This window comes from Streptacidiphilus sp. EB103A (assembly GCF_041261405.1).
Classification (GTDB): domain Bacteria; phylum Actinomycetota; class Actinomycetes; order Streptomycetales; family Streptomycetaceae; genus Streptacidiphilus.
In genome coordinates this window covers 131,589-152,597 of the sequence record NZ_JBGCAQ010000016.1, presented here as the reverse complement: position 1 = coordinate 152,597, position 21,009 = coordinate 131,589, and the positions used below count along the sequence as shown (strand labels likewise).

At 71.6% G+C, this 21,009-nt stretch carries 21 protein-coding genes; 4 read left to right on the top strand and 17 right to left on the bottom strand.

Annotated elements, in window-relative coordinates; genetic code table 11:
• Window positions 1-7 precede the first annotated feature (7 nt).
• A complete protein-coding gene (locus tag ABH941_RS26215) occupies window positions 8-1,285 on the bottom strand; it encodes an amino acid ABC transporter substrate-binding protein (RefSeq protein WP_370131962.1) in 1,278 nt (425 codons plus the stop codon).
• Between the two features lie 144 nt (window positions 1,286-1,429).
• Between ABH941_RS26215 and ABH941_RS26210 the strand changes: the two genes are divergently transcribed.
• On the top strand, window positions 1,430-2,437 hold the full coding sequence (locus ABH941_RS26210; RefSeq protein WP_134008623.1) for a LacI family DNA-binding transcriptional regulator: 1,008 nt from the start codon (window positions 1,430-1,432) through the stop codon (window positions 2,435-2,437).
• A 28-nt stretch (window positions 2,438-2,465) separates the two neighbouring features.
• On the opposite strand, the gene ABH941_RS26205 is transcribed toward ABH941_RS26210, so the two are convergent.
• From ABH941_RS26205 to ABH941_RS26195, 3 genes are all read right to left on the bottom strand, one after another.
• Window positions 2,466-3,302, bottom strand: a complete 837-nt coding sequence (locus ABH941_RS26205) for a DedA family protein (RefSeq protein ID WP_370131961.1) — start codon at window positions 3,300-3,302, stop codon at window positions 2,466-2,468.
• A 5-nt stretch (window positions 3,303-3,307) separates the two neighbouring features.
• Window positions 3,308-3,550, bottom strand: a complete 243-nt coding sequence (locus ABH941_RS26200) for a hypothetical protein (protein WP_370131960.1) — start codon at window positions 3,548-3,550, stop codon at window positions 3,308-3,310.
• 145 nt (window positions 3,551-3,695) lie between these two features.
• On the bottom strand, window positions 3,696-5,144 hold the full coding sequence (locus ABH941_RS26195) for an arabinofuranosidase catalytic domain-containing protein (RefSeq protein ID WP_370131959.1): 1,449 nt from the start codon (window positions 5,142-5,144) through the stop codon (window positions 3,696-3,698).
• Window positions 5,145-5,583: 439 nt separating this feature from the next.
• On the opposite strand from ABH941_RS26195, the gene ABH941_RS26190 reads away from it, so the two are divergent.
• Window positions 5,584-6,429, top strand: coding sequence for an SAM-dependent methyltransferase (locus tag ABH941_RS26190; RefSeq protein WP_370131958.1), 846 nt, complete (start codon window positions 5,584-5,586; stop codon window positions 6,427-6,429).
• An 18-nt stretch (window positions 6,430-6,447) separates the two neighbouring features.
• Here ABH941_RS26190 and ABH941_RS26185 read toward each other — a convergent pair whose 3' ends face one another.
• The 3 genes from ABH941_RS26185 to ABH941_RS26175 all read right to left on the bottom strand — a co-directional run bounded on the left by ABH941_RS26185 (window position 6,448) and on the right by ABH941_RS26175 (window position 9,000).
• Window positions 6,448-7,212 (bottom strand): tyrosine-protein phosphatase, encoded by a 765-nt coding sequence (locus tag ABH941_RS26185; RefSeq protein WP_370131957.1) that lies wholly within the window; start codon window positions 7,210-7,212, stop codon window positions 6,448-6,450.
• On the bottom strand, window positions 7,209-7,793 hold the full coding sequence (locus ABH941_RS26180; RefSeq protein WP_370131956.1) for a DoxX family protein: 585 nt from the start codon (window positions 7,791-7,793) through the stop codon (window positions 7,209-7,211). The genes ABH941_RS26185 and ABH941_RS26180 overlap by 4 nt, the downstream gene beginning before the upstream one ends.
• 121 nt (window positions 7,794-7,914) lie before the next feature.
• Window positions 7,915-9,000, bottom strand: coding sequence for an enoyl-CoA hydratase/isomerase family protein (locus ABH941_RS26175; RefSeq protein WP_370131955.1), 1,086 nt, complete (start codon window positions 8,998-9,000; stop codon window positions 7,915-7,917).
• 83 nt (window positions 9,001-9,083) lie between these two features.
• On the opposite strand from ABH941_RS26175, the gene ABH941_RS26170 reads away from it, so the two are divergent.
• Complete coding sequence (locus ABH941_RS26170) at window positions 9,084-9,506, top strand: DUF3052 domain-containing protein (protein ID WP_370131954.1); 423 nt, start codon at window positions 9,084-9,086, stop codon at window positions 9,504-9,506.
• A gap of 10 nt (window positions 9,507-9,516) precedes the next feature.
• Here ABH941_RS26170 and ABH941_RS26165 read toward each other — a convergent pair whose 3' ends face one another.
• The 9 genes from ABH941_RS26165 to ABH941_RS26125 form a co-directional block, all read right to left on the bottom strand.
• Complete coding sequence (locus ABH941_RS26165; RefSeq protein WP_370131953.1) at window positions 9,517-10,113, bottom strand: hypothetical protein; 597 nt, start codon at window positions 10,111-10,113, stop codon at window positions 9,517-9,519.
• 433 nt (window positions 10,114-10,546) lie between these two features.
• On the bottom strand, window positions 10,547-11,407 hold the full coding sequence (locus tag ABH941_RS26160) for an SAM-dependent methyltransferase (RefSeq protein WP_370131952.1): 861 nt from the start codon (window positions 11,405-11,407) through the stop codon (window positions 10,547-10,549).
• Window positions 11,408-11,530: 123 nt separating this feature from the next.
• Window positions 11,531-11,857, bottom strand: coding sequence for an STAS domain-containing protein (locus ABH941_RS26155; protein WP_370131951.1), 327 nt, complete (start codon window positions 11,855-11,857; stop codon window positions 11,531-11,533).
• Window positions 11,858-11,959: 102 nt separating this feature from the next.
• The gene (locus ABH941_RS26150) at window positions 11,960-12,550 is read right to left on the bottom strand and encodes a DinB family protein (RefSeq protein ID WP_370131950.1); all 591 of its coding nucleotides are present in this window, start codon (window positions 12,548-12,550) and stop codon (window positions 11,960-11,962) included.
• A gap of 59 nt (window positions 12,551-12,609) precedes the next feature.
• Window positions 12,610-13,932, bottom strand: coding sequence for a hypothetical protein (locus tag ABH941_RS26145; RefSeq protein ID WP_370131949.1), 1,323 nt, complete (start codon window positions 13,930-13,932; stop codon window positions 12,610-12,612).
• Between the two features lie 94 nt (window positions 13,933-14,026).
• The gene (locus ABH941_RS26140; protein WP_370131948.1) at window positions 14,027-15,040 is read right to left on the bottom strand and encodes a LacI family DNA-binding transcriptional regulator; all 1,014 of its coding nucleotides are present in this window, start codon (window positions 15,038-15,040) and stop codon (window positions 14,027-14,029) included.
• A 55-nt stretch (window positions 15,041-15,095) separates the two neighbouring features.
• On the bottom strand, window positions 15,096-16,085 hold the full coding sequence (locus ABH941_RS26135; protein WP_370131947.1) for an ABC transporter substrate-binding protein: 990 nt from the start codon (window positions 16,083-16,085) through the stop codon (window positions 15,096-15,098).
• A gap of 58 nt (window positions 16,086-16,143) precedes the next feature.
• Window positions 16,144-17,142, bottom strand: a complete 999-nt coding sequence (locus ABH941_RS26130; protein WP_370131946.1) for an ABC transporter permease — start codon at window positions 17,140-17,142, stop codon at window positions 16,144-16,146.
• Window positions 17,139-17,936, bottom strand: coding sequence for an ATP-binding cassette domain-containing protein (locus ABH941_RS26125; RefSeq protein ID WP_370131945.1), 798 nt, complete (start codon window positions 17,934-17,936; stop codon window positions 17,139-17,141). The genes ABH941_RS26130 and ABH941_RS26125 overlap by 4 nt, the downstream gene beginning before the upstream one ends.
• Window positions 17,937-18,075: 139 nt before the next feature.
• Here ABH941_RS26125 and ABH941_RS26120 point away from each other — a divergent pair, with 139 nt between their 5' ends.
• A complete protein-coding gene (locus ABH941_RS26120; RefSeq protein ID WP_370131944.1) occupies window positions 18,076-19,077 on the top strand; it encodes a LacI family DNA-binding transcriptional regulator in 1,002 nt (333 codons plus the stop codon).
• Here the strand turns inward: ABH941_RS26120 and ABH941_RS26115 are convergent.
• On the bottom strand, window positions 19,071-21,008 hold the full coding sequence (locus ABH941_RS26115; RefSeq protein WP_370131943.1) for a CocE/NonD family hydrolase: 1,938 nt from the start codon (window positions 21,006-21,008) through the stop codon (window positions 19,071-19,073). The two genes, ABH941_RS26120 and ABH941_RS26115, sit on opposite strands and share 7 nt — an antisense overlap.
• Window position 21,009 lies beyond the last annotated feature (1 nt).

Here is a 21,009-nt window from a genome sequence, read left to right as displayed (position 1 = left end):
GCCGCGATCACCCGCCCCAGGGCAGTTTGCCCAGCACCGGCGTGGACTGCGCCCGGTTGGCCGGGAAGACCGGGAGCAGCTTTCCGCCGATCCACTGGACCAGCACGTACGAGGAGTTCGCCGCGCCGGCGGAGTTCCAGCTGAGATCGCCCTCCAGGGTGGGCCAACTGCCCGAGTGGAGCGTGCTGATGAGCGTGGCGTTGTCGACCTTGCCGGTCTTGGCGGCGACCTCCTGGACCAGTTGGCCGCAGGAGTACGCCTCGGCGGAGGTGCTGTCGATGCTGGTGCCCGTGCCGCCGAAGGTCGCGGTGTACGCGGCCACGAAGGCGGCGTTCCCGCTGGTGGTGGCGGTGGGGAACCAGTCGCCCGAGGAGAAGATCCCGTTGACGTGGCCGGCGCCGACGTTGGTGGGGAAGTTCAGCGGGTCGTTGGCGCCGTTGGACAGGTAGAGCATCTTGGGCGCCCACTTGAGCTGCACCATGGCCTTGACCAGGGCGTAGGCGTCGGCCGACTGGGTTCCGGCGACCACCAGGTCCGGCTTCTTCGCTGACATGGCGCTGACCACCGAGGTCAGGTCGGTCGCCTCGGCGGGGTAGATCTGCTGGTAGACCGTGCGGATCCCGGCCGCCTCCAGCCGGGTGCGCACCTCGGCGGCGATCGGCGAGGCGAAGGGGTCGTCCAGGGCCGGGTAGGCGGCGGTGGTCGGACGCTCGGACGCCGGCAGCGACAGGATGTAGTCGGCGAAGACGTCGCCCTGCTGGACGACCGGCGCCGGCTGCACGAAGAACAGGTTGTGCAGCGCCTGGCTGAACACCGCCGGGCCGCCGCCCGCAGGTTCCAGGAACGCGTACCCGTAGCGCTTGGCGACCTGCGAGGCGGGGACGGTCAGCAGGCTGGAGAAGGGACCGAAGACCAGGTCCACATGGTTCTTGGTGATCAGGTTCTGATAGTTCGTCACCACCTGGGTGGGGCTGGAGGTGTCGTCGACGATGTCCAGGACCACATGGCGGCCCAGCACCCCGCCGGCCGCGTTCACCGTCTGGGCCCAGAGCTTGTAGCCGCGCTGCGCGGCCTTGCCGGAGTCGGAGAAGTCACCGGTGAGCGACAACGATATGCCGATGGTCAGCGGTCCTTGGACGCTGGAGGATGCGGCGGGCTTGGCCGCCGAACTGCTGCTGCAACCCGCCAGTGCCAGCCCCGCCGCCGCCACCGCCGCGGCGGTGGTCCGGACGCCGCGTCTGCCTCTGCCGACGCCTCCGCTTGTGCCTGTGCTGGGATTGCTCATGGTCCGCCGTCCTTCCTAACGCGGCCAGAACACTGCGAACGATTGCGGTGGAGTCTCCCGCTCGCCTGATGGAGTGTCAATATCGTTGGGGCATCCGTAGTGCAAAGGATTGCGGCGGTTCCCGGCCACGCCTACGGTGACGCCATGGCCGGCCGACGCCCCACCCTCGATGACGTGGCACGCGCTGCCGGCGTGCACAAGGCGACGGCCTCCCGCGCCCTGAATCCGGAGACCAGGAACCAGGTCAAGTTCGAGACCGCGCGCAGGATCGCGGTCGCCGCCCGCCGCCTCGGCTATGTGCCCAACACGCTGGCGCGCGGACTGCGCACCAGCCGGTCCACCGCGGTCGGGGTGCTGGTCCCGGATCTGATGAACCCGCTGTTCCCGCCGATCGTGCGCGGCATCCAGGACCGGCTGGACACTCACGGCTACACGGCGCTGCTGGTGAACACCGACAACGACGAGGCCCGCGAGCGGGCCCAGTTCGCCGAGCTGGCCAGCCGCCGGGTGGACGGCTTCATCGTCGCCACCGCCCGCCGGGAGCACCCGCTGCTGGCCGAGGCCGCGGAACTCGGCACCGCCCTGGTGACGGTCAACCGCACCGTGGACCTCCCCGGCACCCCCGCGGTGGTCAGCGACGACGCCGACGGCATGGCCCAGGCCGTGGCCCACCTGCGCCGGCTCGGCCACACCCGCCTCGCCCATCTGGCCGGGCCGCAGTCCGTCTCCACCGGCGCGGTCCGGCTGCGGGCCTTCCAGCAGGAGGCGGGCCCGTCCCGGGGAGCCGTGGTGGAGTGCACCGGATACACCGAGCCGGCCGGCCGCGCGGCGGCCCGGCAGTTGCTGGACGCGTACCCGGAGACGACGGCCATCGTGGCCGGAAACGATCTGATCGCCCTGGGGGCACTGGCCGAGCTCGCCGCCCAGGGCCGCTCCTGCCCCCGGGACGTGTCCGTGGTGGGCTTCAACGACATGCCCTTCGCCGACCGCTTCCGGCCGCCGCTCACCACCGTGCGGGTCCCGCACCACGAGATGGGCATGCAGGCCGCCCAGCTGCTGGTGGAACTGCTGACTCAGCCGCAGGCCGTGGCCCGGACGGTGGTGCTGCCCGCCCGGCTGGTCATCCGCGGCTCCACGGCGCCGCCGGACTGACGAACGCCGCCGGGCCTGCCGCCCGGGTTCAGCGGTCCGAACCCGCCTTGCTCCGCACCGCTCGCTGGGGAGTCGGTGCAGGAACCTGCCTGACCCGGCGGTGCAGCGGCAGCCGCACCTGGGTCGCCCGGCGCAGATGCGACCGCCGGGCCTGCGCGCACCGGGACGGTACGGGAGCGGCGGTCGGGTGCTGTGCGGCCGGCCTGGGGGCGGGCAGGGCGGAGCCGAGGCCGTCCCCGGAGAACATGAGGTCCGCACCGGCGCCGACCGCGGAGCTGCGGAGGCCGGTGCGCCGACGCACGGCCGGGACGACGAGGAGGGCGGTCAGCATCACGCCGGCGAAGACGGCCGCGCCGACGACGCCCACCGTGCGCACCAGCTGCTCGACCGAGGGCCCCAGGTAGTAGCCGCCGGCGACGGAGCCCACACCCCAGATCACGGCGGCCGACGCGCTGTAGCCGAGGAAGCGGCGGTACGGCATCCCGGCGCCGCCGGCGGCGAAGGGCACGAAGGAGCGGACGAAGCCGATGAAGCGTCCGGCGAAGACGGCCGGGCCACCACGCCGCTGCAGGAAGTCACGGGCCCGCACGGTCCGCCGACGCATCCCGTCGGCGCCGGGGCGCCGCTCGAACCAGCGGCCCAGCAGGTACCCGATGCTGTCACCGATGACGGCGGCAGTCACCACCACGGCGGCCAGCGCCAACGGGTCGAGAGCGCCCTTGGCGGCCAGCGCGCCGGAGACCAGCACCAACGACTCCCCGGGCATGAAGATGCCGAAGAACGCGCTGGTCTCCGCGGCTGTCAGCAGGAAGACGACGCCGTACGACCAGAAGCCCGCGGCGTCGACGATCGCGGTGGGGTTCATCCCGCTCACCCCTCGGTCGAGGCGCCGGGCCTCCGGGGCTGGGAGCGTCGCTCGGTGAGCCGCTGCAGGGCGTACCAGGCCAGCACCGCGAGCGAGACGCTGGCGACGGCGACCGGCAGGCGGTGGTTGGTGATCAGGACGGTCGCGGCCGCGTCCCCCAGCAGGGCGACGGCCCCCGCCACCACACGGATCCAGGCGCCGGACGGCAGCGCACGCGGACGGTGGGTGCCGTGCGTCATGATGCTCATCGATTCGCCTCCAGTGCCGGCCCGGCGCGTCCGGCTGCGCGATGGCACAACCGGACGACAGCCTTGTCATCTGGGTCAACCGGAGGACTTCCTCCACCTATTCCCGAAATCTTGGATCAGGTGGACGATTATTCGGCCACAGTGGCTACCCGAGCGTCCACCGCTGGTTGCTGCCGCCGTTGCAGGTCCACAGCTCCACCAGGGCGCCGTTGCTGGTGCTCGCCCCGGTCACGTCGAGGCACAGGCCCGACTGGACGCCGGTGATGGTGCCGTTGGAGTTCAGCGTCCACAGCTGGTTGGTCCCGCCGTTGCAGGTCCAGGTCTCCACCTTGGTGCCGGCCGTGGTCTTCGCGCCGGCGGCGTCCAGGCAGAGGGGCGAGCTGCCGCTGTAGACGGTCAGCTGGCCGGCGGAGGTGTGCGTCCAGGCCTGGTTGGTTCCGCCGCTGCAGGTGTAGATCTGCAGCTGGACTCCGGCGGTGGTGCTGGAGCCCGGCACGTCCAGGCACTTGCTCGCGCCGACCGCGTGCACCGCGCCGCCGGCGGACGCCGGGGTGGTGTAGCCGACCGAGACGATGTTGGCCTGGACGGCGTTGTCGGCGGCGTCGGTCGGGTAGCCGGAGGTCATCACGCCCTCGAAGAAGGAGCCGGCCGAGGAGTTGCTGTTGTCGCCGCCGGTGCCCAGGATGATCGCGCCCTCCTGGTGCATGGGGATGTACCCGCCGGTGGTGGGCAGCGAGCCGTTGTACCAGGTGGTGAGCGAGCCGGACTGGGAGTTGCCGCCCTTGATGGCGTAGGTGCTGGTGCCGTTGTTCTTCAGCAGCGCGGTGACGAAGGCGCTGGAGTTGCCCAGGTTGCTGGCGTTGGAGCCGTTGCCGCCGGCGAACAGGCCGTTCTCCAGGTCCGCCTGCACCCAGGGGCCGGAGCCCGTGCAGGGCGAGAACCAGCACTCGGTGCCGAAGTTGATCGCGTCCATGTGGCCGTTGCCGGTGTCGGTGCCGGAGGTCTCGGCGTTGCCGTAGTCGAAGCAGCAGCCGCTGTTGACGTGGGTGCCGGAGGCGACCATGTAGGCGCCCTGGGCGGTGCTGCCGGTGGGGACGCCGGTGGTGCTGTTGTTGCGGTAGCCGACCCCGGGAGACACATAGACGCCGTAGACCGAGTGTCCGCCGGCCGTCACCGGCAGCGCGTTGGCGACGGCGCCGACGTCCTGGCCGCCGTTGCCGCCGGGACCCTGGATGGTGAGGTTGTTGTGCTCGGAGGTCTGGTCGTAGATCTCGGTGATGACGCAGGTGGTGCCGGCGCAGAAGGTGTCCTGGGCGGCGGCGTTGGCGTAGCCGCCGGCCGCGAGCGTGCCGATGTCGGTGGTGGTGGCGTCGGAGGCCCGCTTGACCTGGTAGAGCGAGCCGCTGTAGGCGGCGAAGAGCGCGCGCACGGTGCTGTGCGCGGCGACGCAGGGCGTACCCGCGGCGGCGTAGATGTCACAGGGGAGGGACGTGGCGGCCTGCGACGTCCCGGCCGTGCCGATCAGGAGGGCGACGACGAGCGCGACGGTCGTGCCCGCGGCCAGGAGTGCCTTTCTCAGGTGCCGGAGAATCACTGCGAACCTCTCATCCAGAGCGTGAAGGACCGTCGTGTTAGCGCTAACACGACGTCAGGAACTGTCACGGCATGCAAAACCCGCTGATCGGAGGCATCACGAACACGCCCAGCCGGTCCGGCGGCGGCGGAATCTTGTTAGCGCTAACAATCGCAATACTCAGAAAGCGCCCAACAACCAGGCCTCCGTGGGGTGTTGCGCCGATTGCCGACATGGGCATGTCGGGCAGCTGGGTGACTCCCCCATTGTTTACGCCTTGATCTCGGACAGGTCAACGGTTTGAAAACTATCTGTACATGACGACTCGTAAGAAAGCCCTCACCTCCGGACCGTGAAACCGACCACCATCGATCAGGTTCCACCGTTACCATGCACAGCACGACTTGCTACCACCGGAGTTGGTAACGGTTCCCAGCAGGCAGACGGAAGAGGCGAATTGATGTCAGGCATGGACCCGGTGGAGCAGAAGCCGCAGGACGACAGCTCGCCCGGCGTCGACCTGCGCATGGACGTCCCGCACTCGGCCCGGGTCTACGACTACCTCATCGGCGGGAAGACCAACTTCGAGGCCGACCGGGTCGCTGCCGAGGCATCGGTGCAGGCCTGGCCGGCCCTGCCGATCTCGATGCGCACCACCCGCACCTTCATGCAGCGGGTGATCAGGCATCTGGCCGAGGAGCACGGCGTCCGCCAGTTCCTGGACATCGGCACCGGCATCCCCACCTCGCCCAATGTGCACGAGATAGCCCAGGGCATAGCCCCCGAGTCGCGGATCGCCTACGTCGACAACGACCCGATCGTGCTGACCCACGCGCGGGCCCTGATGTCGAGCACCACCGAGGGCAGCACCTGCTACATCGACGCCGACCTGCGCGACGTCGACTCGATCATCGGAGCCCCGCGGCTGCGCGAGGTGCTGGACCTGAAGCAGCCGGTGGCCCTGTCCCTGATCGCGATCGTGCACTTCATCCTGGACGAGGACGACCCGCAGGGCATCGTGCGGCGGATCATGGACGAGCTGGCCCCGGGCAGCTTCCTGGCGCTGACCGTCTTCACCGGCGACACCGACCCGGTGGGCGTCGGCGGCGTCGGCCGCGAGTACAACGCCCGCGGCATCCCGCTGCAGATCCGGGACCGGGCGGAGTCGCTGGCCTTCTTCGACGGCTACGACCTGCTCGACCCCGGGGTCACCCTGGTCCACCACTGGCGGCCGGAACAGGACGCCCCGCAGATCCGCGACCAGGACATCGCCATGTACGGCGGAGTGGCCGTCAAGCGGGGCTGACCCCGGGGCCCGGGCGGCCTACCCCTCGACCAGCGCCGTCCGCAGGGCGCGCAGCTCCGCCTCGGCCAGCCCCTGGCGGAGCAGCCAGCCCGCACCGCCCCCTGACCCGTCCCGCAGGATCTCCAGGAACCGGTGCATCACCTCGGGGTCGGCGGACATCAGTCCGTGCTCCACGGACGGGAGCCGGCGGTACGAGGGCAGTCGCGCCAGCCGCTCGCCGATGCGGGCGGTCCGGGAGCCGCTGAGCGCGTAGTCGTCGGCGATCGCCGCGGCGGGCACCCCGACCGCGTCCAGCAGCACCGCCGCGAGCAGCCCGGTGCGGTCCTTGCCCACGGCGCAGTGGAACAGCACGGCGTGCTGCTCCGGGTCGGCGACGATCCGGGCGGCGGCCAGCAGGGAGGGGCCGCTGCCGGCGAGCATGGCCAGGTAGAAGTCGGTCAGCCGGCTGCCGCTGACGTCCGGCACCGCGTCGGCGGGCACCCCCTTGGCCTGCCGGACCGGCAGGTTGACCCGGCGTACTGCGGTCGCCTCCAGCAGCCCGTGGCCCTCACGCTCCGACTCGCGCGGACCGCGCAGATCGACGACGGTACGCAGCCCGAGCCGGTCGAGCAGCACCTCGACGTCGGCGGGCGTCGCTTCCTGCAGGGTGCTCGCCCGGAACAGCACGCCGCGGCGGGTGGAGCCGCCGCCCTGCACCGGCAGGCCGCCGAGATCCCTGACGTTGTCGACCTCGGCCAGCTCGACCCAACGGGTCGCGTCGGCGTTGCGGGCGGTGCCCGTCACTCCGCATCCGCCTCGGCGGGCTTGAGGTCTTCCGGCTGTAGGTCTTCCGGCTCTGGCTTCGCGGTCTTGGAGTCCTCGGCCTCCGGCCGGTAGCACAGCGCCAGCAGCCCGGCAGCAGCGGCACCGCCGAGTCCGGCGGCCAGCAGGGCCGGCACCAGCCCCTCGCTGCGCCGCTTCAGCAGACCGTCGACCGAGTAGCGGCCGTGGCCCAGGGCGGCCAGCGCCACCGCGGCCCCGGCGACCACTCCGGTGTACTCCCAACCGCCCTTGAAGACGAAGAAGCCCTTGCCCCGGTGGTCGGTCCGGGCCGCCACCGCCATCAGCCCGACGGCCGCCGCGGCGGGCAGCGGATTGGCCAGGCCCACCGTGAGCGCGGCCCCGGCCGCCATCTCGGTCCCGGCCGCCATCCGGGCGTGCACCGCGGCGGGCCTGAGCCCGAGCGCCTCGAACCACCCCGTGGTGCCCTTCAGGCCGCCGGGCCCGGAGACCTTGTTCCAGCCGTGGACGAAGAGCATCGGTCCGAGCGTGGCCCGCAGCGCGAGCGCGGCGGTGTCCCTGGCATGGTGCTGGGGTCCGGTCATCTGTGATTCCTCCGAGGTGCGGTGACAGTACGTCAGTGGACTGGCGGGGCATCGGGGTGCTGCCCACCAGGTTTCCGCTTCTCGGCCCCGTCCGCCACAGTCCGTCCTGGTGATCCACGCCTCAGCCGAGCCGCTGATCGACGCGCTCGGCCGGCTCGACCCGCTCCACGCCGTCGACCAGCCCCCAGTCCAGCGCCCGCTCCGCCCCGATCGGGGTGCCGGACAGCACCAGGTGGAGGGTGCGCCAGCGGCCGATCCGGCGGGGGATGCTCACCGTGCCGCCGGCCCCCGGGATCAGGCCCATGCCCAGCTCGGGCAGGAGGAACCAGGTCCCCGGGTCCGCGACGATCCGGGCGGCGAAGGCCGGCAGTTCGATGCCGGCGCCGACACAGCTGCCGTGCAGCCGCACGGTGATCCGGTCGCGGAGCCGGTGCAGCGGGGCGGCCGCGCCGGCCCGGGTCCGCACCAGGTGCGCCGTGGCCAGGTCCGGGGCCGTCCCGAACTCGGCGAGGTCGCCGCCGGAGCAGAAGCAGGGACCGTTGCCGTCCAGGACGACCGCGGCCACCGTGGGGTCCGCCTCCGCGATCGCGAGCGCGTCGACCAGCGCGTCGCGCAGTTCGCGGCCGTGGGCGTTGCGCCGCTCGGGCCGGTTCAGGGTGAGCCGCAGGGTGTCCGCGTCCCGCCGCACCAGTACGGCCTCGGCGGGCGCCGGGGGCGGGGCCGGCCTGTCCCCCCGCGCCGCCAGCCAGCGGGCGAACTCCTGGCCGCCCAGCAGGGTGGAGTAGGCCAGCGACTCGGCGTCCAGGGCCTCGCCCACGGTCAGCCGCGGGCCGACCCTGAGCAGTCGGCCCAGCACCAGGGCGGCCTGCGGATGAGCGAGGACGTTGGTGTACAGCGCACCCGCCTCGGCCCGGGGATCGTCGACGGCGACCACCCGCGCGTCACCGTCGTCACGGGTGGCCAGGGTCAGGTCCAGCGCCTCGACCAGCGGACCCGGCGTGGACGACGGCGGCCCCGCGGTGATGCCGACCAGCAGCCGATCACAGTCCTGCGCCCGCTCGACGGCCCGAGCGAGCGCTGCTCCGTTGCCGCCGTCGAGGTCGACGAGCACGAACGGGTCCACCACGGCGCCGCCCCCGGCCAGCAGCGGGGCGTGGGCCGCTCCGGCGGCCAGGTCCTCGACGGAGATCGCAACGGGCATCGGCATAGCCCCTGGCATAGCATCCCGCGACCGTCCCTGGCGAGCGCGCCGGACTTGCACGACGGATACCGCTGGACGATCGTTGGCGGGTGCCCGAAAACCCCGCGACTCCGTTGACCCGCAAGCTCGGCATCAAGCCGGAGACCAGGGTCGCCCTGCTCGCCGCCCCCGTCGGCTTCGACGCGCTCCTCGACCCGCTGCCCGGCGGTGTGAGCCTGTCCACCGGCCTCCACGGGACCGAACCCTTCGACGTCGTCGTCGCCTTCACCCTGCTCCGTGCCGAGGTGGCCGACGCCGTCAGCTCGGCACGTCCGCTGATGACACCGGCCGCCGGCCTCTGGATCGCCTGGCCCAAGCGCAGCTCGAAGGTGCCCACCGAGGTCACCGAGGACGTGGTGCGGGAGCTCGCGCTGCCGACCGGCCTGGTCGACAACAAGGTGTGCGCCATCGACGCGACCTGGACCGGCCTCCGCCTGGTGGTCCGCCGCGAGCTGCGGCCGCGCGTGACCTGATCCGCCCGGATCACTCCGGGGCTTCGGGCGAGCCCTTCGGGACGGGCGGGACGGGCGGGACGGCTGGGCTGCGTTCACGGCCCGTGAGCACCGCGATCGAGGCGATGATGCCGGTGTCCCGGTCGCCGATGAGCTCCCACGCCCGGGCGATACCGATGATCAGCAGTCCTACCAGGAGGTTGCCCAGGGTCTCGGCGGCCGCGACGCTCCCGGGATTCCGGACCAGTTCGATGCCGCTGACGAGCTCGAACCCGAAGGTGAGCAGCAGCAGGAAGACCAACCCGAACTGACGCCGTATCCGCCACAGCGACCGGGATTCGGACATCATCGACCGAACACCCGCAGCGGTGAAGAAGATGCCGCCGCAGGCGACCACGATGGCCGGATACCCGACATGGTTCCCGGGCACCAGGCCGAACAGTGAGACCGCGAGCGCATTGATGAACGCCGTGAGGGAAGCGGCGGCGCGCACCTGCTGGATGACCACCGGATGCTCGGGCGTGACGTTGCGCGGCGCAACGGACATGGCGACGAACAGCAGACCGGTGAGCCCGGCCGCGGAGCCGGCGATCGCCGTGTACAGCGCCTGGTAGTTTTCACTGATCACCGCACCGACAATAGCGTGACGCCGAGGGCATGCCGTTTGCTTGACGCCAACGCGGCCGGACCTCCAGCAGCGGCAGGATCAGTCGCATGGACGGATCATCCCACCCAGCCCTTGCAGAAAAGGCTGGAACCCTGTTCAGGGATCGGCGCCTCCCCTATGCTGACGATGCTGCCCCGGACCTCGGCCGCGCGCCCTCAGCACTTCGGCGTCGAGTCACGTAGGAGATGGCAGCATGACGCCTCGTAGGCACTGCCTCGGCAATCATCAAATCGCGTATCGCTGACCAGACTGCGCACCCCGGGGTGAGGCCGGATCTCTCCCCCTGAGGGTTGCGCTCCGTCCGCCGCCTCAGGGGAGATGGCGGCGGCACAGGTCCGCGCCGGTGGTCCCCGGCGCGGACCTGCCCCGTTCGGGCTTCGGACCGACCACGCCGTCAGGCCGGTCCGGGCTTGCGGCCGACCGCGCCGTAGGAGGAGATCTCCGCGTCGGTCAGTGCGGCGAACGGGCTGTCGGCAGGTTCCGGCCACCAGCGGGAGATGAGGTCGACGCCGGGCGCGGGTACCTCCAGGCCGTCGAAGAACTTGGCGACCTCGGCGTGGTTGCGGATCTTCGTGCGGATTCCGGCTGCGGCGTAGGTCGCCTCGACCGCGCCCCATTCGTCGGGGGCGTAGTCATGGGTGACCTGCGAGAGCGCCAGGAAGCTCCCGGCAGGGAGGGCCTGCAGCAATTCGTCGACCAGGCCGTACGGGTTCTGGTCGTCGGGGATGAAGTGCATGATCGCGATCAGCATCAGCGCCACCGGCTGGTCCAGGTCCAGGGTTTGGAGGAGCTGCGGCGAGGACAGGATGGCGGCGGGGTCGCGCAGGTCGGCGTCGATGTAGGCGGTGCGGCCCGGCTTGGCGCTGGTGAGCAGGGCGCGCGCATGGGCCAGCACCATCGGGTCGTTGTCGACGTAGACCACCCGCGCGGCCGGATCCACCGCCTGGGCGATCTCATGCGTGTTGGGGGAGGTCGGTATCCCGGTGCCGATGTCCAGGAACTGGCGGATCCCGTGCTCGGCGGCCAGCTGGCGGACGGCGCGGTGCAGGAAGCGACGGTTGGCACGGGCCGCGTGAGTCACGAACGGCGCGTTCTGGATGACCTTGTCGCCCGCCTCGCGGTCGGCGGGGAAGTTGTCCTTGCCGCCGATGAAGTAGTCGTACATCCGGGCCGTGTGCGCCACGTCCGTGCGCAGGTCGATCCTGGGCGGCGGCCCGTCCAGACCGGCTTTCATCCACTCCGTCGAATCCGCCATGTTCGCTCCCGGAGCGTCGTTCTGATGAATGATCAACGACTTTACCAGGCGCGCCTGTGGCCCAGAGGTCCCCCCGCCCCCACGCACAGTCGACCCGGGAAAATGGCGCGATCCGTATCATCCCTACTCGGGGTCGGCGAGCGAGCGCCACACCTCCGCACAGTCCAGAAGCCGGTGCAGCGGCGGACGCACCCGCACCAGACGCAGGCAGACCCCGAAGTTGGCCGCCCGCAGCTTGGCCCGGAACAGGGCCGCCACACCGCAGGCGTCGACATACGCCAACCCGGCGACGTCCACCTCGATCCGCAGAACCTGCGGGTCGATCAGGATCCCGGCCACCACCTCCGCCAGCACACCGTCCGCGGTCGCGTCCAGGTCACCCCAGAGCAGGATCTCCGCTGTGGGGCAGTCGTCCAGAACCAGCACCTTCAGCGCCGGGCTTACTGTCATCGAGACCCCCGTTGTCCCAACAATGAAGGGCCCCAAGGTAGTTGCCGGAGCTTCGATGCGAACACAAGTTCTTCACGATCCGCGCCAACCGTGTCCATCCCGTTACGACAAGCCCCCTGCTTTCCTGGCCTCCTGCTCCAGCCGGCTCCGGTACTCCTCCCAGGAGGCGCCGTGCGGCGCCAGGTTGTCGTTGTCCTCCCGGAGGCCGGCCGAGCCGTCGATGAGTTCCCGGACGATGTCGGCATGACCGACGTGCCGGTCGGTCTCGGCGATCATGTGAACCAGGGCCCGGTGCAGCGTCACCTCGCTCCGCTCGGCGGGCCACCACGGCACCTGGCCGACACCGTCGAGCGGCAGCGCGGCGAACGTCGCCTCCGCATGCTTCCACGCCTGGTGGTAGAGGCCGACGATCTCCGCGCGCGTCTCGTCGGCGGTGGCCCACATGTCGGCATTGGGTTCCGCGTCGTCCGCGGACCAGGGCGGCGGCAGCTCGAAAGGACGGTCGAACGTGTCGCCGAAGTAGCCCAGCTCCAGCCAGGCGACATGTTTGACCAGCCCCAGGAGGTTGGTGCCGGTCGGCGTCATCGGGCGCCGGGCGTCGTACTCGGAGAGCCCGTCGAGCTTCCACAGCAGGGCGTCGCGGGCGGTCTGGAGATTGCGGATCAGGTCGGCCTTGGCCTTGTCTTCGTCCATGCCGGAAAGTCTTCCACCCGGCACTGACAACGGGCGGCGTTCGACCCGCCGACCGCGAGTCAACCGGGCTGAGGCACCTCCCTCGGGCGCGGGGCCCCTCGCCGGCGGGACATCAGGTGGTCGGGCCCGGACTCCTGCTTCCTCCGGTCCGTCCACAGCAGCGGCAGGCCGACCACGGGGAGGAACCAGGTGAGCACCATCAACCGCAGCCCTTCCCCGACCAGAGGATGGCCCGCCTGGTTGAGCAGCCCGGCAGCGGCCACCGTGAACAGGACCGTCGCTACGGCCCGCCCTCCGCGCCACACGCCCCAGACCCCGGCGAGCAGCAGCATCGTGGTGAGCGGGTCGGTGAACTGCCGCCGCATCCAGTCGATCCAGAAGTTGCGGTCCAGCAGCAGCAGACCGTGCCAGGGCGAGGAGACGTCGGGAGCAGTGAAGTGCGAGGTCAGCAGATCCTGCATGCTCTCCCGCCCCGACGGCAGATGGAGTGCCAGCACCGCGAACTGCACCCCGACAACGACCGCCGCCCCCAGCAGGACCAGCACCGGGACTCCTCGCGGGGCCGGTTCCCGACGCAGCCGTTGCCGGAGCAGGAGCGCCAGAGCCACCGCCATCAGGCAGCCGGCCAGCAACAACGCCTGCGAGTACTTGGTGACGGCGGTGAGCGCGAACCCTGCGAGCGCGCACCACACCCAGCGCAGCGACCGCGCATCGTCGTGCAGCACCCGCACACAGCCCAGCGCGACCGCGGCCACCCCGACGAGCATCAGGCCCTCGGAGAGCGGACGCATGGCCTGCCCGCCGATCGGCGTCAGGAAGTACAGGACCTCCCCCGCGAGTGCGACCGGAACCGTCGCGCCCATGGTCCGCAGCAGCGCCACCACCAGGGCGGCGGCGGCCACGGTCACCGTCACCGCGGCCGCCCAGAGCCCCCAGGCGATCCCGAAGGCGGCGAGGTAGGGCATGAGAAAGAGGGCGTAGCCCGGACGTCCGACGTAGATCGCCGACATGCGGGGGGTGGAGAACAGCGACATGTAGCCGCTGACACCGCCACGACGCTCGACGGCCCGTACGGTGGCCTCCTGCTGCGCCAGGCACTGCGCGTACACCCGGCCGTTGTGCTGCGGCACGTCGAACTCCCTGACGTCCAGCCGTGCCGCCTCCGCCGCCTGGGCCTCGCGGCTCGCGCAGAAGAACCTCATCGTGTCGGCCGCCGCCTGCTCACGGCTGTCACCCGACAGCATCAGGCTGTACGACACGTACTGCGTGGTGTCGGGCGATGCCCTCGCGGTGACCTGGGAGAGCTGGATGAGGGTGAAGGCCGCCGCGAGGAGGCAGAACCACAGCGGGAGCCGTGCGCGACCGGCCAACGCGGATTGCATTCGTTGCACGGAATTGTGCAACCCCACTGCCGGCCCGGAGGTTACTGGCCGCCCCGGTGAACCACCCTTCAGGGACCGTCTTCAGGGACGCTCTTCAGGGCGCGGCCGTCTCCCCCGAGCCGCGCGGGATCAGCCGGGTCGCGAGGCGGACGGTCCTGGGCGGTCCTGTGTCGCCGTCGAGGCGGCGGAAGAGCAGGTCGGCGGCGGTCTGACCGAGAGCGGCAGGGTCCTGGGCGACCACGGTGAGACCGGGGACCAGCAGTTCGGCCAGTTCCAGGTCGTCGAAGCCGACCAGGGCCGGACGGTACGTCAGGAGCGGTAGCCGCCGCAGTACTTCGAGGGTGATCCGGTTGTTGCCGGTGAGCAGGGCGGTGACCGGCCGTGGCCCCGTGGTCAGCCGGTCCAGCGCGGCGGCGACGGTCGCCGGGTCGGTGGGTCCCATCGCCACCTGGTCGGGGTCCAGCGGCAGCCCGGCCGCGGCCATGGCCCCCCGGTAGCCGCGCAGCCGTTCGGCCGCCGTGTGGATCTGCGGCTGGTCGCCGAGGAAGCCGATCCGGCGGTGGCCCTGCCGGATCAGGTGCCAGGTGCCCTCCCGGGCGCCGCCGGCGTTGTCGCTGAGCACGGCGTCGGCCTCGATCCGCTCGGCCGGCCGGTCCACGAAGACGGCTGCCGTCCCGGCTTCCAGCTCCGGCAGCAGATAGCGGTGGTCGTCCCCGGCCGGCACGATCACCAGGCCGTCCACCCGGCGGGCGCAGAAGGCCAGGGCCAACTCCCGCTCGCGTTGCGGGTGTTCCGAGCTGGAGCCGGTGAACAGCAGCGACCCGTGCGATCGGGCGACCGCCTCCACAGCCCGGCTGAGCACGGAGTAGAAGGGGTCGCCGATGTCCTCCAGCAGCAGTCCCACACTGGCGGTGCGGCCCTTGCGGAGCATCCGGGCGCTGTCGTTACGGCGGAAGCCCAGCTCGGTGATGGCGCTGCGGACCCGGGCTGCGGTCTCCGGGGTGACGCCGGGCTCGTCGTTGACCACCCGGGAGACGGTCTTCAGCCCGACCCGTGCCCTGGCCGCGACGTCCTTCATGGTGGGACGGGTGCCGTACCGGGTGGTCATGGCAGGGAGCATACGACGACCACCCAGGACAGCGGGTGCACTATGTCTCCGCCGGTCAGCAGGCAGCCTTGTAGAAGTACTTGCTGACGGCCGGGTCGTTCATGTTCTGCTGGGTGATCGCCACCATGGTGGTGCCGATGGAGGCGGTCACCGGCTTGCCGTTGAAGGAGTCGACGAGCTGGTCGACGGCCTGGGTGCCGATGGCCGCCGGGTCCTGGGCGACGAGCACCTGGATGGTGTTGGCCTTCAGCGCGGTGACCTCGTCCGGTTCGGCGTCGAAGGCGACCACCTTCACCGTGCCCTGCTTGCCGGCCTGCTTGAGCCCGGTGGCAATGCCCTGGGCGGTGTTGGTGTTGCCGGCGAACACCCCGCCGAGGTCCGGGTGGGCGGCGAGAGTGGACTGGATCTGCGAGGCGGCGGTGGCCGGGAGGTCGTTGTCGTAGAGGGTCGGGATCACCGAGATGCCCGGGTACTTGGCCATCTCCTGGGTGAAGCCCTTGATCCGGTCGTCGGTGGTGGAGACGCCCGGCTTGACGCTGATCACGATCACCGAGCCCTTCTCCCCCATCTGCTTGGCCAGCGCGTCCGCCGCGACCTGGCCGCCCTTGACGTTGTCCGAGGAGATCCGGGTGATGCCGATGCTGGGGTCGGTCACCGAGGTGTCCACCAGGGCGACCTTCGTCCCGGCGTTCTGGATCTGCTTGAGCGAGGGGGTCAGCGCCGTGGTGTCGACCGGTGACACCAGCAGCCCGGCGGGCTTGGCCGCCGCCACCGAGTCGATCAGCGGGCGCTGCACCGAGACGTCCCACTGCGCGGAGCCGTCGGCGGTGAAGCCGACGCCCTTGGCCTTGGCCTCGGCCTGGGCGGCGCAGGTCATGGTGATGTAGAACGGGTCGCTCTTCACCCCGGTGATCAGGGTGATGCTCTTGGAGCCGCCGCCCGAGCTGCCGGAGCCGGAGCTGCAGCTCGACAGGGTCAGGGCCAGTGCGGCCGCGGCGCCCAGCGCCAGCAGGGCTCTTGTGTTGTCTCGTGCCGTCGTTCCCATCGCGTCCGATCTCCTTCTGCCGAGGGGGTGTTGACTGCTGAGGTCTGCTCAGGTCCGCTCAGATCCGTTCGCGGGTCTGTTTGCGCATCTGGTCCAGGTAGACCGCGCCGACCAGCACCGCGCCGACCGCCACGTCCTGCCAGTACTGCTGGACGCCGACGACGATCAGGCCGGTGCTGAGCACCGCGGGGATGAACACGCCGATGACGGTGCCCAGCACCGAGCCGCGCCCGCCGAAGAGGCTGGTGCCGCCCAGCACCACCGCGGTGATGACCTTGAGGTTGTCGGTCGAGTGCCCGGCGATGGAGGTGGTCCCGTAGGAGGCGAGCCACATCACCGCGCCGAGCCCGGCCAGCAGCCCCATCAACGCGTACACCTTCACCAGGTGCCGGCCGACCGGGATGCCGGCCCGGCGGGCGGCGGCCGGGTTGGAGCCGATGGCGAAGGTGTGCACGCCGAACCGGGTTCCGCCGAGCAGCAGCCCGAAGACGACGGTGACCACGGCGGCGAGGACCACCAGCCAGGGGATGCCGAGCACCTTCCCGTAACCGAGGCTGTTCTGCAGGTGCGCCGCGGCGGCGCCGGACGGGTCCTGGCCGCCGGTGGCGATCTCGGCCAGGCCGAGGGCGGCGCCGAGGCCGCCGAGGGTGACGATCAGCGCCGGGATCCTGCCCGTCGCCACCAGGGCCCCCTGCAGCGCACCCCAGGCGGCGCCCACCGCGAGCGCGATCACGATGCTGACGGCGACGGTGCCCCAGCCGGCTCCCGCCGCACCGTGGTGGATGGTGTACTCGCCGGCCGCCACCGCGGCCAGCACCAGCACCGAGCCGATGGAGAGGTCGATGCCGGCCGTGATGATCACATAAGTCATGCCGACGCCGAGCACCAGGTAGATGGCGGCGTTGACGGCGATCTGGGTGATGTCGTAGACGGTGAAGAACTTCCCCGGGGCGGAGATGGAGAAGTAGGCGACCAGGACCACCAGGATGGCGAAGGTCCAGGCCTCGTTGCGGCGCAGCGCCCGGCGGGCCCACTCGGGGAGTTGACGCTGAATCACTTCTCCGCACCCCCGCTGCCGTTACCGCTGTTCCCCGCATCCGGCTGGTCCAGCGATCCGGTCATCGCGCCGACCAGCTCCTCGATCGAGCTGTCCGCCGCCCGGAACGAGGCCACCCTGCGGCCCAGCCGCAGTACCTCGACCCGGTCCGCGACGGACAGCACCTCCGGCATGTTGTGGCTGATCAGCACCACGCCCACGCCGCGGTCACGGACCCGGCGGACGGTGTCCAGCACCCGGCCGCGCTGCACCACGCCCAGCGCGGCGGTGGGTTCGTCCATGAAGATGACCTTGCGGGCGAAGGCCACCGCGCGGGCGACGGCCACCGACTGCCGCTGCCCGCCCGAGAGTTCGCCCACCGGCGCGCCGACGTCCAGCAGGGTCACCCCGAGTTCGGAGAACGCCTGGACGGCCGCGCGACGCATCGCGGGCCGGTCCAGCGCCTTGAAGGGGCGGAGGAACCCGCCGCGCAGGATCTCCCGCCCCAGGTAGAGGTTGGCGGCGGCGTCGAGGTGCGGGGCCAGCGAGAGGTCCTGGTAGACGGTCTCGACGCCGTGCCGCTGGGCGTCCATCGGGCCGGTGAAGCTCACCGGCCTCCCCTCGACGCTGATCTCCCCGCCGTCCGGCTGGACCACTCCGGAGAGGATGTTCACCAGCGTCGACTTCCCGGCCCCGTTGTCGCCGATGAGCGCGACGACCTCGCCCGCGTAGGCGGTGAAGTCCGCGCCCTGCAGGGCCTGGACATGTCCGAACCGCTTCACCACGCCGCGTGCCGCGAGCAGGGGGTCGGGCATCGTTGCCACTCCTGTCGACATCGTTGTCAGCTTGGTATCGTTAACAGCGCTCCGATCCTCAACCTCGGTCTGATGCGACGTCAATAGCCTTGCAGGCGTTGTATCGTTACCGTTCGATCTCGCCGGAGGGGGCCGGGTCATGACGGTTCGGCCCACGATGAAGGACGTCGCCCGGCAGGCCGGTGTCAGCACCATGACGGTCTCCCGGGTGGTCAACGGGGAGCGCGGGGTGATGCCCGAGACCGCCGCCCGGGTGCACCGCGCCATCCGCTCGCTGGGCTACCAGCGCGACGACGTGGCCCGGCAGTTGCGGCGCAAGGGCCAGCTCACCCAGACCGTCGGCATCCTGCTCGACAATGTCGCCGACCCGTTCATGGCCTCGCTGGCCTCCGCGGTCGAGGACGTGGCCCGGCGGCAGGGCAGCGTGGTGCTGATCGGCTCCTCGCGGGACGACCCGGTCCGCGAGCGCGAGGTGCTCTCGGCGTTCACCTCGCGCCGGATCGACGGACTGATCCTGATCCCGGTGGCCGGAAGCCACCGCTTCCTGCGCAACGCGGTCGCCACCGGCACCCGGGTGGTCTGCGCGGACCGCTCCGCCTCCGGGCTGAAGACCGACACCGTGGTCGTGGACAACCGCGGCTCGGCGAACCAGGCGATCGCCCATCTGATCGCGCACGGCCACCGGCGGATCGCCTATCTGGGCGACCGGCTGGACATCTGGACCATCGAGGAGCGCTACGCCGGCTACCTCACCGCGCTGGCGGGCGCGGGGATCCCGGCCGATCCGTCGATCGTCCGGCACGGCCTGCGGCTCGGCCCCGACGCGGCCGCCGCGGTGACCGGGATGCTGGCCCGCCCGGACCCGCCGACGGCGGTGTTGGCCAGCAACGGCATCGTCGGACTCGGCGTCAGGGCCGCCCTGCCCGCCACCACCGCGCTGGTCTGCTTTGACGACTTCGTGCTCGCCGACCAGCTGGACCCGCCGGTCACGGTGATCGCCCAGGACCCGGTGGCCATGGGCAGCACCGCCGCGCACCTGCTCTTCGCCCGGATCCACGGCGACAGCTCACCCCCGCGCACGGTGGTCCTGCCGACCCGGCTGGTGGCCCGCGGGTCCGGCGAGATCGCCGGCCCCTACTGAGCCGCCGCCCGCGCCGGGGAGTCCCCCACCGGAGCAGGCCGGTCGCGGCGGGAGGCCTCGTCTGCGCTGTGCCAGTGGCGGTTCAGCACCTCGACGCCGTCGATGTGCACCGTGCCGGCGGCCACAGCCGCGCCCTCGGTGAGCCGCAGTTCCACCTGGACGACGATGCGCTCCCCGGTGCCCAGGCGGACGGTCGTGGTCGAGCTGCCGTGGATCCGGGCCGCGCCCGGCACGGCGGCCTCGACCGTCGCCATGAGCTCCGTTTCCAGCTCGAGGAGGTGCTCCCGCTGCGGGGTCCGGGCGGACAGGCTGCCGCCCATGGTGACCGTCGTCGCACGGTGGATCGGGTCGCGGCTGACGCTCCATCGGGGGTCGTCCCCGATCCAGAGCTCTGCCCCGTCCCCGCCGCCCGGTACCGGCAGTATCGCCGGCCGGCCCTCGGCGCCGGCGACCGCCGGGAGTTCCAGGTCCAGGCGGGTGAGCCGGAGCACCCGGTCCTCCGGCGCCGACTCGGATCCGCAGGGCCAGAGCCGCGGAAAGGCGCCGTCGGAGACCACGACGCGCAGCCGGTGCCCGGCGGCGAGGTGGTAGGCGGTGGGGTCGAGCACGACCCGGTGGGCCGTGGACGGGTCGGCGAGCACGCCACCGGTGATCAGGGTCGAGCGCCCGCGCGGATCGACGTCGGTCAGCTTGACGACCAGCCGTCCGAATCCGCAGACCTGCGCCGCCGCGAGGGCGGCCGCCGGTCGGCCGACGATCAGCAGCGACCGCTCCAGCGGCGGACCGGTGACCGTCAGACCGGCCATGTCGTCCTCGTGCTGGTCGCCCGGCAGGCCGAAGCCGCTGGTGGGGATAGCCCACAGTCCGCTCAGCGAGCCGACGGCCGGGTCGAGCCGGGCTGCGAGCGGTCCCGCCGAGGCGGCCACGGAGAACGGCTCCCCCGGCGGCGGCCAGGAGTCGAAGCTGCGCCACCGCGGCCGGTGCCCCTGCACCCGGACGGTGACGGGGGGCTCCCGGTCGACCCCGTTGTCGATCCCGGCCAGCCAGTGGTCCCACCAGCGCAGCGCCAGGGCGTGGAAGTCGACCGGGTCGAACGGCGACTCCTGCGGCATGGTGTGCATCCAGGGGCCGACCAGCAGTTTTCTCGGTCCCTGGAGCTGCTCGTAGGCGCGAAGCGATCCGTCGCAGAACAGGTCCCGCCACCCCGCGACGCAGAAGGCGGGCACGGTGACAGCGCCGGCGTCGACCACGCGCGAGCGCCACACCCGGTGTCCCGGGCGGTGCCGGTAGAGATCGAGCAGATACGGTTCGGCCTGCTCCACCCGCTCGCGCCAGCGCCGCTGCTCGGCGCTGCTCCGGTGGGCGTGCAGCGGGGGAAGGAGCTGGTCGCGCAGGGTGCCCAGACCCCACACGCCGAGCGGGGCGAGGCAGCCGGCGGCGCCGGACGGATGAATGAAGTCCCGCTCCGGGTCCGGCATGCCCAGCAGCGGGATGATCGCCCCCAGGTGTTCCGGACGACGGGCGGCGGTGCGCAGCGTGATCACCGCGCCGTAGGACAGGCCCCACATGCCGACCGCGCCGGTGCACCAGGGCTGTCGAGCGGCCCATTCGACGGCGGCGACGCCGTCGTCGGCCTCGGCGGGGTCGAACGGGGGCCGGGCCGGACCGTCCGAGGAGCCGGTGCCGCGGAAGTCGACCAGCAGGCAGGCGTAGCCGTGGGCGGCGAACCAGCGCAGCGACCCGGCCGCGCCGATGCCGGCGAGTGCGTCCTTGCGGTAGGGGGTCACCGACACCAGCGCCGGCACCGGGTGGTCGGTGACCGGAAGGTACAGGTCGGCGGACAGGGTGGCTCCGTGGCGGGAGCCCTCGGACGGGACCGGGATGCGTGCGTCGCGCACGATCCTCACGTCGTGGACGCGCTCGGCGGACATC

Excerpts from the sequence above, each read along its gene's own strand:
- ABH941_RS26215 (WP_370131962.1), bottom strand. The coding sequence starts at position 1,285 with ATGAGCAATCCCAGCACAGGCACAAGCGGAGGCGTCGGCAGAGGCAGA.
- ABH941_RS26210 (WP_134008623.1), top strand. The coding sequence starts at position 1,430 with ATGGCCGGCCGACGCCCCACCCTCGATGACGTGGCACGCGCTGCCGGC.
- ABH941_RS26205 (WP_370131961.1), bottom strand. The coding sequence starts at position 3,302 with ATGAACCCCACCGCGATCGTCGACGCCGCGGGCTTCTGGTCGTACGGC.
- ABH941_RS26200 (WP_370131960.1), bottom strand. The coding sequence starts at position 3,550 with ATGAGCATCATGACGCACGGCACCCACCGTCCGCGTGCGCTGCCGTCC.
- ABH941_RS26190 (WP_370131958.1), top strand. The coding sequence starts at position 5,584 with ATGTCAGGCATGGACCCGGTGGAGCAGAAGCCGCAGGACGACAGCTCG.
- ABH941_RS26180 (WP_370131956.1), bottom strand. The coding sequence starts at position 7,793 with ATGACCGGACCCCAGCACCATGCCAGGGACACCGCCGCGCTCGCGCTG.
- ABH941_RS26175 (WP_370131955.1), bottom strand. The coding sequence starts at position 9,000 with ATGCCGATGCCCGTTGCGATCTCCGTCGAGGACCTGGCCGCCGGAGCG.
- ABH941_RS26160 (WP_370131952.1), bottom strand. The coding sequence starts at position 11,407 with ATGGCGGATTCGACGGAGTGGATGAAAGCCGGTCTGGACGGGCCGCCG.
- ABH941_RS26155 (WP_370131951.1), bottom strand. The coding sequence starts at position 11,857 with ATGACAGTAAGCCCGGCGCTGAAGGTGCTGGTTCTGGACGACTGCCCC.
- ABH941_RS26150 (WP_370131950.1), bottom strand. The coding sequence starts at position 12,550 with ATGGACGAAGACAAGGCCAAGGCCGACCTGATCCGCAATCTCCAGACC.
- ABH941_RS26145 (WP_370131949.1), bottom strand. The coding sequence starts at position 13,932 with ATGCAATCCGCGTTGGCCGGTCGCGCACGGCTCCCGCTGTGGTTCTGC.
- ABH941_RS26140 (WP_370131948.1), bottom strand. The coding sequence starts at position 15,040 with ATGACCACCCGGTACGGCACCCGTCCCACCATGAAGGACGTCGCGGCC.
- ABH941_RS26135 (WP_370131947.1), bottom strand. The coding sequence starts at position 16,085 with ATGGGAACGACGGCACGAGACAACACAAGAGCCCTGCTGGCGCTGGGC.
- ABH941_RS26125 (WP_370131945.1), bottom strand. The coding sequence starts at position 17,936 with ATGCCCGACCCCCTGCTCGCGGCACGCGGCGTGGTGAAGCGGTTCGGA.
- ABH941_RS26120 (WP_370131944.1), top strand. The coding sequence starts at position 18,076 with ATGACGGTTCGGCCCACGATGAAGGACGTCGCCCGGCAGGCCGGTGTC.
- ABH941_RS26115 (WP_370131943.1), bottom strand. The coding sequence starts at position 21,008 with ATGTCCGCCGAGCGCGTCCACGACGTGAGGATCGTGCGCGACGCACGC.